The 12018-nt window shown below is 62.1% G+C and carries 10 protein-coding genes; 2 read left to right on the forward strand and 8 right to left on the reverse strand.

The genetic code is table 11. The annotated features are described in order from the left end of the window. From JAO85_RS00005 to JAO85_RS00030, 6 genes are all read right to left on the reverse strand, one after another. Positions 1-554: porin (locus tag JAO85_RS00005; protein ID WP_202787185.1), on the reverse strand; the 554-nt coding region annotated here is incomplete at its 3' end. A 111-nt stretch (positions 555-665) separates the two neighbouring features. Beyond that, positions 666-1469, reverse strand: a complete 804-nt coding sequence (locus JAO85_RS00010) for an SRPBCC family protein (protein WP_054075361.1) — start codon at positions 1467-1469, stop codon at positions 666-668. After that, the gene (locus tag JAO85_RS00015; RefSeq protein WP_054075362.1) at positions 1459-1938 is read right to left on the reverse strand and encodes a (2Fe-2S)-binding protein; all 480 of its coding nucleotides are present in this window, start codon (positions 1936-1938) and stop codon (positions 1459-1461) included. Before JAO85_RS00015 ends, JAO85_RS00010 begins: the two co-directional genes overlap by 11 nt. Further along, a complete protein-coding gene (locus tag JAO85_RS00020) occupies positions 1935-2816 on the reverse strand; it encodes a xanthine dehydrogenase family protein subunit M (protein WP_202787186.1) in 882 nt (293 codons plus the stop codon). The genes JAO85_RS00015 and JAO85_RS00020 overlap by 4 nt, the downstream gene beginning before the upstream one ends. Next, the gene (locus JAO85_RS00025) at positions 2809-5115 is read right to left on the reverse strand and encodes a xanthine dehydrogenase family protein molybdopterin-binding subunit (RefSeq protein WP_202787187.1); all 2307 of its coding nucleotides are present in this window, start codon (positions 5113-5115) and stop codon (positions 2809-2811) included. The genes JAO85_RS00020 and JAO85_RS00025 overlap by 8 nt, the downstream gene beginning before the upstream one ends. Positions 5116-5231: 116 nt before the next feature. Further along, positions 5232-6215, reverse strand: coding sequence for a tripartite tricarboxylate transporter substrate binding protein (locus JAO85_RS00030; protein ID WP_202787188.1), 984 nt, complete (start codon positions 6213-6215; stop codon positions 5232-5234). A gap of 177 nt (positions 6216-6392) precedes the next feature. On the opposite strand from JAO85_RS00030, the gene JAO85_RS00035 reads away from it, so the two are divergent. Continuing rightward, on the forward strand, positions 6393-6917 hold the full coding sequence (locus tag JAO85_RS00035) for a MarR family winged helix-turn-helix transcriptional regulator (protein WP_003061480.1): 525 nt from the start codon (positions 6393-6395) through the stop codon (positions 6915-6917). A 480-nt stretch (positions 6918-7397) separates the two neighbouring features. Here the strand turns inward: JAO85_RS00035 and JAO85_RS00040 are convergent, their stop codons facing one another. Then, positions 7398-8570 carry an FAD-dependent monooxygenase gene (locus JAO85_RS00040; RefSeq protein WP_202787189.1) on the reverse strand — a complete coding sequence of 391 codons (1173 nt, stop codon included), beginning with the start codon at positions 8568-8570 and terminating at the stop codon, positions 7398-7400. A gap of 143 nt (positions 8571-8713) precedes the next feature. On the opposite strand from JAO85_RS00040, the gene JAO85_RS00045 reads away from it, so the two are divergent. Further along, positions 8714-9685, forward strand: coding sequence for an AraC family transcriptional regulator (locus JAO85_RS00045; protein ID WP_202787190.1), 972 nt, complete (start codon positions 8714-8716; stop codon positions 9683-9685). Between the two features lie 146 nt (positions 9686-9831). Here JAO85_RS00045 and JAO85_RS00050 read toward each other — a convergent pair whose 3' ends face one another. Continuing rightward, on the reverse strand, positions 9832-12018 hold the full coding sequence (locus JAO85_RS00050; protein WP_202787191.1) for a TonB-dependent siderophore receptor: 2187 nt from the start codon (positions 12016-12018) through the stop codon (positions 9832-9834).

The following is a 12018-nucleotide window of genomic DNA, read 5'->3' on the forward strand; positions in this document are numbered from 1 at the left end:
GTACCGCCGGGACTGGGGCCCGCATTGACGGCATCGCGGCCGAAGCTATAGGTTGCGCCGACCGTCAGGCCCGAGAAGGTGCCCTTGTAGGAGATCGCATTGTCGGCACGTGCATTGGGAAAGTAGTTGTCCAGACTGGCCATGCTGTGCAGACTCGGACCGATCACGTCAGCGTCGAGTACGGACCAGAACAGCATGGTGTACTGACGGCCCAGCCCCAGCGATCCCCAGGGGCCGTTGAGGCTGACGAAGGACTGGCGGCCGAAACCGCGACCGCCCTGATTGAGAGCTCCGCTGTCGGGGCCGATACCCATCTCCAGCGTGAAGGATGCGCTCAATCCGCCTCCCAGATCCTCGCGGCCGCGAAAGCCCAGGCGCGATGGAACGCTGCCCGCCAGATTGGGCATGCGTGTGAGGCTGGACTTGGTTGCGCCCACGTTGTTCATGGTTTCGACGGCCGTGTCCATGATGCCGTAAATCTGTACGGACGATTGTGCATGTGCCAATCCTCCCACCCCCAGAAGCGCAATGGCGCTCGCTACCTTCTTCAGCATGAATGTCTCCAATTTTTAATGTCGTTCAGTATTTTTTGCATGCGTGGCTTGATGTGATTGAGCTATTGAGTCGTGAGCCTCCTTGCTGGTCGGTGCAAAAAAAAGCAGTGCTTACTTGTGCAGAGACTGGAGCCATTCCCGGCATTCGGATGCAGCTGTGGCAGGCCACTCGACACAGATCGTCTTGTCCATCTGACGCACTTCTACGCGTATGACCTGGCCGGCGCGGCGTGTATTGCGGGCACCTCCGAAGATGCGGGCCCACCAGCCGGCTTCGCTGTATGTGTCCTGTGTCGAGGCTGTGATGGCTGCTTCCATCTGTCCCTGCGGTGCTGCGCTAGAGGAGATGGTCGATGCGGCGACAGGTTTGATCTCAGGGCTCGCAACAGCTTGCTTGGCCAATGAAGGCATGGTGGGCGCTGTCGAGGGGTAGGCGGAGGAATGTGGTGCTGCATCAACGATCAAGCCACCAGCCTCGATGCGAGCAGCCAGATTGCTGCCAAACTCTTCCCAGAGACGGTCGGCCTTGGTTTTCATGACCGACAGGCCGAAGGCGCCCAGGCGGCCCAGCACGTCGACATTGACCTTGATCCGTAGATCGGTGCCGCCGTTGGCAGCAGGCGTCAGGAACACTTCGCTGGTCTGCTTGAGCGAACTGGCCACCGAGGCATCCTCGCCGGTGCCTTCCACGCGCATGTATTCCGGAGCCTTCTGCTCGACGATCCTGGTCTTGAGCTTGAACTTGGCGCTGATGAAGGAAATCTTCTGGTGCATCTCCGCCACGTATTCCGTGGGGCTGATGACATCGATGGACTTCATCCCGGGCACGGCGCCGGCCATGATCTGGGGATTGAGGAGCAGATCCCAGACCTGCTGGGGAGGGGCTGAAACGGTCAGGGTTTTTTCAATTTCCATGATGCATCTCCTGTGCCGCATGCAGCACGGATTCGACGATTTGGGTGTAGCCGGTGCAACGGCAGAGATTGCCGCTGAGGCCGTGGCGCACTTCCTCGCAGCTGGGCTGGGGCGTGTTCTTGAGCAGGTCGCAGGAGGCCATGATGAAACCCGGCGTGCAGTAGCCGCATTGCAGGCCGCCGCACTGCATGAAGTTCTTCTGCAGGGGGTGCAGCTGCTCGTTGGCGGCCAGCCCTTCGATGGTGGTGATGCTGCACCCCTGAACCTGCACGGCCAGCATCAGACAGGATTTGATGACTTCACCGTCCAGCAGCACCGAGCAGGCGCCGCAGGTGCCGGTCTCGCAACCCCGCTTGGTGCCGGTCAGGTGCAGGTCGTCCCGCAGGAAATCCGATAGCAGTCGCCGTGACGCGACTTCGGCGCTGTGCGATTCGCCGTTGACCTGGCATTCGATGCGATGCGTGCTCATGCGGCAACTCCTTCATTGATATCGATTCCGAACAGCGTGGCCACCGTGCGGCGGGTCACCGTGCGCACCATGGCGCGGCGAAACTCGCTGCTGCCGCGCAGGTCGGAGACCGGCTGGATGTCCTCGGCCACGATGCTTGCGACCTCTGAAGCGAGATGCGCATTCACGGTCTTGCCGCGCAAGCAGTCTTCGGCACGGCGCAGCCTGGTGGGAATGGGCGTGGATGCGCCCACAGCCAGACGTGCCTGGTGACATATCTGCCCTTCTCTTTGCACGACCAGGGCCACGCTGACCAGGGGGCGGTGCTCTGCTGCCGTGCGCAGAAAGCGCGTGTATTCCCCCTGGGTGCCGGGCGCCTGCAGCGGCACCCGGATTTCCAGCAGTAGCTCATCGCTCTCCATGGCCGTGGTGTAGTAGTCGACCAGGAACTCTTCCATCGACAACACGCGTTCTCCGCGTGTGCTGCCCAGCACGACCGAGGCGTCGAGGGCCATCAGACAGCCGGGCGGGTCCGTGGATGGGTCGGCATAACAGAGATTGCCGCCAATCGTGCCCTGGTTGCGCACCTGTGGATTGGCCACCTGGGCAGCCATCCGGGCCAGCACCGGGGCATGCGCTTTCACGAGCTCGGAGCGAGCCACATCGATGTGGCGGCTCATGGCCCCGATACGCAGACCTTGGTGCGGATCGAAATCGATGCCATGCAGCCGGGGCAGCCTCGCCACCGAGATCAGGTGCGTGGGCGCAAGCATGCGTTGGCGCATGGCCAGCATCAGCGCCGACCCGCCCGCGATGATGCGTGCATCGTCACCGTACTCGGCAAGCATCTGGCTGGCCTCCGCAACCGAGCAGGGCTCCGCAAAATCAAATTCACGCATGGCTTGCTCCTTGCCGCTGCTTGTCGCGCAATGCAGCCAGCACTTTTTCCGGGGTGATGGGCAGATCGGTGATGCGCACGCCAATCGCGTCATAGACGGCGTTGGCTATGGCTGGCGCGCCGGGCAGGATGGCTGTTTCGCTGGCACCCTTGGCGCCATAGGGGCCGTTGGGATCGTTGGATTCCACAAGGCCGCCGCGCAGCATGGGAACCGCATCGGCGGTGGCCATGTTGTAGTCCGCGAAATTGCCGTTCGCCAGGCGCCCGCCCTCGTAGTGCAACTGCTCATACAGCGTCCAGCCTATGGCCTGAACGGTGGCGCCATTGGTCTGGCCGTGAATCGCAGTGGGGTTGAGCGCCTTGCCGCAGTCGTCGGCGACATAGCTGTCGATGACGCTGACCTGGCCGGTTTCGATATCCACTTCAACTTCAACGGCCTGGGCGGCGTAGGAGTAGGCAGCGGCGATATTGCCGTAGAGCTTGTCGTCATGCATGACGGTCTTGGGGTCCCAGGTCCCGGCGACCTGGATACCACCTCCACCATGGCGCCAGATATGCTGGCGCGCCAGCTCGGCCACGGTGCTGCGGCGTTCAGGCTCCGCGCTCACATAGACGGCACCGCCTTTCAGCGTCAGCGCGTCGTGCGATGCACCCAGGCGCTCGGCAGCCAGGCTCAGCAACTCTTTCCGCGCCTTGCGCGCGGCGATGATGGCCGCGTTGCCGCCCGACATGGTGACGCGTGAAGCCAGAGTGCCCACGGCCACCGGTGCGACATCGGTGTCGGGCGCAAGCACATGAATATCAGCCAGAGGCAGGTCCAGTTCATGGGCCACGATCTGGCTGAGCATGGTGCTCGCCCCCTGGCCCATATCGCATTCACCGCTGATGAGGAAGACTCGACCGTCCTCATTGATCTTGATGACCAGCGTCGATCCATCCCAGTTGCCGATGGTGCGGTTGCCGCTCACATGCATGGCCGCTGCCATGCCCACGCCGCGGCGCTTGATGCCGCTGGCCTTGACGCGTTGGCGTTTGCTTGCCCAACCTATGGCCTCGGTTGCCATGTCTATGCACTCCAGCAGTCCTGTGCTGCCGATATGCCAGCCGTGAATCGAGACATCACCGGCCTTGAGCGCGTTGATCTTGTGCACCTGCACCGGGTCCAGGCCCAGTTTCTCCGCCATGGTGTGGATATGGCTGTTGAGCGCAAACTGCATCTGGGTTCCGCCAAAGCCCCGGAAGGCACCGCGTGGCGGATTGTTGGTGTAGTACAGCGTTGCTTCAGAACGCACATTGGGATTGCGGTGCATGTTGTCGCTGCGCATGGCACTGACGTGCATCACATCACCGGCAAGGCCTGCATATGCACCGCATTCGGCAATGATGCGAACCTGCTTGGCGACAATGCTGCCGTCCTTGAGCATGCCCAGCTTGAGGGTGATGCGCTCGGGCACGCTGGCACATGCGGCCTGGAAGTCCTCCAGGCGGTTGTTGACCAGCCGCACCGGACGTCGGGTATGCAGAGCCAGCAGGCCGGCAAGCAACTGGTTGTCGTCCTCCACGATCTTGCCGCCGAAGCCACCTCCGGTCGCGGCCTGAATCACGCGCACGCGGGAAATGGGCAGACCAAGGGTCATGGCCACCTGCATGCGCACCAGATTCACTGCCTGGGTCGAGGTATAGAGCACAAGCCGGCCATCGGGGTCCAGCGAGGCCACCGTAGCCATGGGCTCCATATAGCCGGGGTATTGAGAATGCGTGGTGTAGGTGGCTTCGTGAATCAGATCCGCAGCGGCAAAACCTGCCTCCACGTCACCGCGCTCGAACTGGATATGGTGGCCCACATTGTTGCGCCCTGGATGGATGCCGAAGGCTTCCTCGTCCATGGCTTCCTCGGGCGTCAGAATGGCCGGCAGTTCTTCATATTCCACCCGAATCAGATCCAGCGCGTCGCGTGCGATCTCTTCGGAAACAGCGGCCACGGCGGCCACCTCTTCGCCGCAATAACGCACCACGCCTTTGGCCAGGACGGCGCGCTCCTTGTGATGCGCCCCCCAAAGATTGGCGGGCGCATCCTCGCCGGTCAGAACCGCCTTGACGCCAGGCAGCGCGCGCGCCTCGGTGGTGTCTATGCGAGCGATGCGCGCATGCGGGTAAGGGCTGCGCAGAACCTTGCCATGCAGCATGCCGGCAAGCTTGAGATCTCCTGCGTAGATGGCCCGACCAAGCACTTTGGCCTTGGCCGTCACCTGTGGAGTATCCATGCCCAGCGTGGATCGAGATGAAAGAGCAGATGTCATATCCGTACCTCGCAGCGGAAGGCCCCGGGTCGCTGCGGACCAGAGGCTTGTGCCACTTCAGTCATATAGAGGTCTGTTGGAATCGCCCAGGACTGGGCCTGAACGATTCATTGGTGTCACTCGGCCACGATGCCGAGTTCCTTGATGGCTTTGCCCATCACCATGTACTCGCGTTGATTGAGATCGCTGAGCACCTTGGGCGACCCGCCCGCAGGCAGGGCGCCGAAGACAGCCAGTTTTTCCACGACTTCGGGCTCACGCAAAATGGCATTGAGGTGCTCGTTGAGCAGATTGATTACCGCTGCCGGAGTCTTTTTCGGCGCGAAGAAGCCGTTCCAGGCGCTGACCACCACATCCTTGTAGCCCAGCTCGGTCAATGTCGGAACGGCAGGTGCCAGCGATGAGCGCTTGGTATCGCCGATGGCCAGCGCCACCAGCTTGCCGGAGTCCAGATACTGGCGCACAGGCCCGAAAGTGACCCAGGCAGTATCGACATGGCCGGCCACGACATCGGTCACCGAGGGGCCGACGCCGCGGTATGGAACATGGGACAACTTGACGCCAGCGGCCTTGTTCAGCCATTCGCCGGCGATGTGCATGGGTGAGCCGGCGCCGGGGCTGGCATAGGAGACGGTGGCGCCACTCTTGACCCGGGCAATCAGCTCGGGCAGGTTTTTGACACCGAGCTTGGGGCTCGTGACCAGCACCAGGGGCTGGGTGGCGGTGTTGATGATGGCTTCGTAGCCCTTGAGTACGTCGTAGGCTGCAGCGCCCGACAGCTTCATGACCAGGGGGGCGGTGGTGAAGGGGTTGGGAGTGAACAGCAATGTGTAGCCATCGGAGCGTGCACGCCCCACCATGCCGTTGCCTATCGCCCCGCCGGCACCCGGGCGGTTGTCGATCAGCACTGTCTGCTTGAGCCTGTGACTGAGCTTGTCGGCAAAGAGGCGGGCGATTGCATCGGTATCCCCGCCCGGCGGGTAGGACACGATCACCGTGATGGGCTTGCTGGGATAACTCTCTTCGGCAAGCACCGGCTGCGCAAGCAGCGTGCCGCAGGCAAGAGCGGTAAAGCAAAACTGGCGTCTATCAACTGACATGGTCGCCTCTCCTTGGGCCGTGGGTATAAATCTTGTGCGCAATCTTTTTGTTTCATTAATGAAACATTGAATCTGTAGAGAAACAATAAACGGAGTTATACGCTTATAGTTGATCGATCAAATTGCCGTTTTCACTATTGACATCTGAATTTGTTAATTCGGATGGAACAATGGCGCATGAACAAGAAAACATGCGAAACGCCCTGGTCGCAGCTCAATGCGCAAGGCGACGGACTGACGGTGGACGACTTCATCACCACCTTGATGAGCCAGGTGGGAAATGCTCTGCGGCGCACGATTACCGTGCCCTACGCCGAAAAGCACGATCTGACGGTCTCTGAGTGGCGCTTGCTGGCCTTGATTGCCCACTCGAAGCGGCTGGCCTTCTCGGATCTGGTCATTCAGTCCACCTCGGACAAGGCCTTGGTGAGCCGCGCTCTCAAGCGGCTGCAAGCCAAAGGCCTGGTGGATCTGCAGGGTGAAGGCAATACGCCGCGCAAGAAGATTTTTTGTCAGGTCACCGAACAGGGCGAGGCCCTGCATGCACAGGTCATGCCCTTGGCGCGTGCCAGCCAGGCTGCCGCCATTCGGGCATTGCCTGAAGATGAGCGCAATGCCATGTACAACGCGCTGATGCGCTTGCGTGCACATTGCGAGAAAGCAGGCGCTTTGTCCGGCGAGGATGAAGCAGGTCTGGAATAGTTCCTGCGGCCCTGTGTTGGACAACCGCCAGGATGCTGTTGCAACACATATAGACGCACGAATTTCCGCATGCTGCAGGCGGGGTCATCCGCACATTAAATGTGCTTCGCCGGTTGATGCGCCATTTGAGAATGAGGGCCGGGGTCCGCAACTTCCAAAGCAGCGGCCGGAAGTCACAGGCCAATACTTTCTCGCCTGGCTTCCGAGGCCGCTCGTCACCGTCCTCTGACATGTCTCGCAAGTCAGCAGCGCTTGGCGAGATCCGGATCCGCCATGGCAGATGCGCTCCCGCAGACACCTGTCTTCTTGCTCATGGGCAGAGGCAGGCTCATGCAATGGGCCAAGCCAGGCATGGGCGGCTGCCAGCCATGCACCGTGGCTTTTCGCCGGATGCCGACAGCGCCACGATGCCCGCTCAAGACCGCACCATCGACCCCCGAAGGCGCTGCGCAGGGCAACACTGCCGGGGTGTACTGCCGTTCAGGTAGAGCAGGCAACCGGCTCGGCCGTCAAAGCAACTTGCCACGCGTCATAGCCATAGACCCAGTCGGCATTGCCTCCGGCACGCAGCCAGTTATTGCCTCGCGAGCCTATCTGGATCTGGCTGGTGCGCTGCTTGCGCATGGCCTCGTAGTTCTGCAAGGCTTGCGCAACGCCTTCGGCATCCTGCAGTGCATCAAGGTTGCGGGCCAGTACCACGGCATCTTCGATCGCCATGCCGGCACCCTGGGCCATGAACGGCATCATGGGATGGCAGGCATCTCCGAGCAGCGACACTCGCCCCTGCGACCAGTGCGGCAGCGGGTCGCGCTCATACAAAGCCGTCTTGAGCACGCTGTCACACGCATCCAGCAAGGCTCGTGCATGTGGATGAAAGCCGGCATAAAAGCCGCGCAGTTCGGCCACGCTGCCCTCGGTGGTCCAGGATTCCTCATGCCAGGATGCCTGCGCCGTGGTGGCGAAGATGAAGGTGTCGCGGCCCTGATTGAGCGGAAAGGTCACGATCTGGCTGTCCGGAGTCGGTCCCCACCATTTGGTGAAGGCCCCGATATCGGGAATATGGCGCACGCGCTCGGTGGGCACCACGGTGCGAAACGCCACCACACCGGTAAAGCGTGGGCTCTCTGCGCCAAACAGGGATGTGCGCACCACCGAATGAATCCCGTCCGAGCCTATCAGCGCATCCAGTCCATCGACTCGCGCGCCGTCGGAAAATTCCACGGCAACACCGGCATCGGTTTGCACAATCCGGTTGACGCGTTTGGCGAACTTCACCTGCTCATGGGGAAAGGCGTCGGCCAGCGCAGCCAGCAGATCGGCGCGATGGATGGTGAGTTGTGGCGCACCGTATTGACGCTCGGCCTCATTGCCCATGGTCAGGCGCGATGTTTCCTCGCCGTTGTCCCAGGTGCGGCTGATACGGTGCGTTGGGCGGGCTGCCGAAGCCCGTACGGCAGCCGCAATGCCATCGCCCAGTCCGTCTAGCGCGCGTACGGCATTGGGCGTCAGATTGATGTCGGCGCCCACGCGCAGGTATTGCCGGCTCTGCTCGAACACCGTCACCTCGTGTCCGCTGCGGTGCAGTGCGTTGGCGGCGGCCAGGCCACCAATGCCGCCGCCCACAATGCCTATTTTCAATCGTGTCTTGGACATGTTTGCTCCTTGATATGGGTATGGTTTGCTCGTTCCGGGCTGCGCAGGCAGCCCGCATACGGTGCCAGCCAGTGTCGACAAGGCCGCCTGTCACGTGAAGCGCAAAGCATCCATAAAATGACACAAATCGTCCGGAATCCTCCATGAAACAAAGCAGCGACCATTTAAGCGACGTGCTGGCCATCTGCCGAGCCGAGCGCGCGGTGACGGCCAGCTTTTCATTGGGTGAGCCTTGGGCGCTGGCGTCCGAGGGAGTGCCGGGGACCATGATCCGCATCGCCCAGGGGCAGCCGTACTGGCTGCAAGTACAAGGCCAGGCACCGTTGCAGGTCTTGCCTGGCGATCTGGTGGTGTTGCCGCTGGGCAGTCCGCACGTAATTGCGTCGGACCTCGCCCTGGCACCGGTTCCGTTCGCACGCATGATCGAACGCTATGCCCAGGGTCCGAAGGACGAGAATCCTCTGACGTTCGAGCATGGCGGAGGCGGGGCCCAGACCCGCATCGATTCGGTGCTGCTCTGGATATCGGCCTACTGCCGGCACTCCATATTGACTCTGCTGCCGCCGCTGCTGCACATACCTGCAGCGCAGGCCGCTCCACCGGCCATGCTGGGCAATATGCTGCAGACTCTGATAGAGGACTCGCTGGCGCGACGCGCCGGCTGGCGTTTGGCCGCCGCGCGCCTGGGTGAGTTGGTCCTGATCCACGTGCTCAGCAACCATTTCGCCGCACAGCAGCAGCGCGGTCAAGGCTGGGTGCGCGGCCTGGCCGATGTGCAGATTGCCCGGGCCATGGCCGCCATTCACGGCCGCCCCAGCCATGGCTGGACCTTGCAGGCCCTGGCCAGGGAGGCGGCCATGTCACGCTCGCTCTTTGCCGAAAAATTCAAGGCGCTGGTTGGAGAATCGCCCATGGCCTATCTGCAGCAGCAGCGTATGGCCCATGCAGCCCAGCAACTGGAATCGGGTTTGCCGCTGGCCCAGATCGCCGAGGATTGCGGCTACGAGTCAGAGCGTGTTTTTGCCCGCGCCTTCAAGCGCTGGTGCGGTTTGCCACCGCGCGCCTATCAGCGCAGCACCAAGGCGCTCAGAAACGAATTTGCTGCGCTGAAATGAGGTTCTCCAGCCGCTTGCGTGCGGCACTTCAATCAAGCGCAGCCTGCCTCGCCAGCCGACCTCACAAACTGAAGAGAGGGTGTCTTTGACGCCTTCGCCTCGGATTTCATGGTGGCGGCTGGACATTGTTCGCATTGCCTGCCCGTTCAGTAACGATAGGTGGCAGTCAGCAGAAAGTTGCGGCGTTCGCCGTAGAAGCAGTCGCCGCGCGACAGGCATTGGGTGATCACCACCTTGTCGCCGATATTGTTGGCATGCAGGGCAAGGCGCCAGTCGCCGGCGTCATAGGCCACCATCGCGTCTGCCAGCAGGGACGAGGGCGTGTCGATGGCAGAGGTGCCGCTCCACTGTGGTCCGATATAGCGCAGACCGGCGCCGAGACTCCAGCCTCCGCGGCCCTGAGCGGCAAATCGATGCATCAGCCAACTGGAGGCCATATGGCGCGATACCGAGGCCACGCGCTGCCCCTGGTCGCCAGCGTTGCTGCGGCTGATTTTTGCGTCGGTATAGGCATAGGCCAGCGTCCAGTCCCAGTTTCTGGCCAGGCTTGCGATCAGCTCGGCTTCAAAGCCCTGGGTTTTGACCTCGCCCAGTTGCAGGCTGTTGAGCGGGTTGCCCGGATCATTGGTCTTGCGATTCTGTTCGCGCAGGCCGTAAACCGCGGCATAGCCAGAAATGCCTTTGCCCTCGGGAATCCATTTCACGCCGGCTTCCAACTGCTTGCCGCGCTGGGGCTTGAACGGCGTGCCGTAGAAGTCCACGCCGCCCAGTGGCTGGAAGGACTCCGTGTAGCTGACATACGGAGCCCAGCCGCCACCGGCCTGATAGGTCACACCCAGGCGCTTGGTGGTGGCAGAGTCGTCGGCAGCCGCTGCCGGGCGACCTTCGGTCTCGGTTTTGGCCTTGTCGTGACGCAAGCCTACTGTCGCGGTCCAGGGGCCCCAACGCAACTGGTCCTGCAGATAGAAACCGAGCTGGCGCTGTGACACGTTGGGCGCACGTAGCAGCCGGGAGGCCGAGGGCGGCGTGAACGTGCCATACACGGGGTTGTAGACATCCAGTGCCGTGCCTGGCCCGCGCCAGCTGGATTGGTTGCTGGTGTTGCGCTGCCAGTCCATGCCTGCAAGCAGCTGGTGCTGAACCTCACCGGTTTGCAGCAGCCCTTCGAGCTGCGTGTCGACCAGCAGCATGCGTCCGCCATTGATCTGCCATACGGCATCGCGCTGTACGGTGCGGCCGTTGGCGTCAAACACCGGACGTGCCGGACGGCCCGTGGCTGCGTTGGCTGCAAAGCTGGTGTAGAGCGTGCGGTAGTCCACCTCGCTGATGGTGCGGCGCAGGTTCTGACGCAGTGTCCATTGAGGGCTCAGACGATGGCTGAACAGATAGCCAAAGGACTTGTTTTCGGAGTCGTACTTGTCCCAGCCCGGTTCGCTGATAAAGGTGTTTGTCGGAATCTGCCCATAGGGGCTGGGCAGGCGCGTGCCCTGCCAGGGAAAGAACTGGGTGATGGAGCCGCTCTTGTCCTTTTGGTACAGGGCTTGCAGCGTCAGCGAAGTATCGGTGCTGGGACGATAGGTCAGCGAAGGCGCAATCACCACGCGGTTGTCCTTGACATGATCGACCTGGGTGTTGCTGTCGCGGCCAACGGCCACCAGTCGGTAGAGCCACTTTCCTTCGTCGTCCATGGCGCCCGTCATGTCGCTGGCAATCTGTTTGCGGCCGTGGCTGCCCAGCTGTATCTGCACCTCACGCATGCGCTCGGCCTGGGGGCGTTTGCTGGTCAGGTTGAGCACACCGCCCACGCTGCCCTGGCCATAAAGCACGGAGGAGGGGCCGCGCAGGAATTCCACGCGCTCCAGCGTGTAGGGCTCGACCTTGATGTTGTTGTAGGTGCCGTAAGTGCGCAGCAACCCGTCCTGGTACTGACTGACATCGCCGCCGCGGGCCTTGAAAGAGTCCACGCGGTTGTCGAAATAGCTGGAGTTGATGCCCGCCGTGTAGCGTGTGGTTTCGCGCAGTGTGGTCACGCCCTGGGCTTCGAACTGGTCGCGCGTGACTACGCTGATGGATTGCGGCGTTTCGATCAGGGGCGTATCTGTCTTGGTGGCCGAGATCGCACGCCGGGCGACAAAGCCGCTGACCGGACCTGTGGCTGTTTCGCCGGCCAGGCTGTCTTGCACGGTAACGGGGGCCAGCATGACTTCGGCACTGCCGTCTGCGCTGTGTGCGGGAAGCGAGGTCTGTGCCTGAGTGCCCAGGCTCAGGCAGGCCAGGGCGCTGAGCAAGGCCAGCGATGGTCGGCTGGGTATGCCGGGGAATGGGTGGTTCAT

This window comes from Comamonas sp. NyZ500 (assembly GCF_016772095.1).
Taxonomy (GTDB): Bacteria; Pseudomonadota; Gammaproteobacteria; order Burkholderiales; family Burkholderiaceae_C; genus Comamonas; species Comamonas thiooxydans.

Excerpts from the sequence above, each read along its gene's own strand:
- JAO85_RS00020 (WP_202787186.1), bottom strand. The coding sequence starts at position 2,816 with ATGCGTGAATTTGATTTTGCGGAGCCCTGCTCGGTTGCGGAGGCCAGC.
- JAO85_RS00035 (WP_003061480.1), top strand. The coding sequence starts at position 6,393 with ATGAACAAGAAAACATGCGAAACGCCCTGGTCGCAGCTCAATGCGCAA.
- JAO85_RS00040 (WP_202787189.1), bottom strand. The coding sequence starts at position 8,570 with ATGTCCAAGACACGATTGAAAATAGGCATTGTGGGCGGCGGCATTGGT.
- JAO85_RS00010 (WP_054075361.1), bottom strand. The coding sequence starts at position 1,469 with ATGGAAATTGAAAAAACCCTGACCGTTTCAGCCCCTCCCCAGCAGGTC.
- JAO85_RS00050 (WP_202787191.1), bottom strand. The coding sequence starts at position 12,018 with ATGAACCACCCATTCCCCGGCATACCCAGCCGACCATCGCTGGCCTTG.
- JAO85_RS00025 (WP_202787187.1), bottom strand. The coding sequence starts at position 5,115 with ATGACATCTGCTCTTTCATCTCGATCCACGCTGGGCATGGATACTCCA.
- JAO85_RS00045 (WP_202787190.1), top strand. The coding sequence starts at position 8,714 with ATGAAACAAAGCAGCGACCATTTAAGCGACGTGCTGGCCATCTGCCGA.
- JAO85_RS00015 (WP_054075362.1), bottom strand. The coding sequence starts at position 1,938 with ATGAGCACGCATCGCATCGAATGCCAGGTCAACGGCGAATCGCACAGC.
- JAO85_RS00030 (WP_202787188.1), bottom strand. The coding sequence starts at position 6,215 with ATGTCAGTTGATAGACGCCAGTTTTGCTTTACCGCTCTTGCCTGCGGC.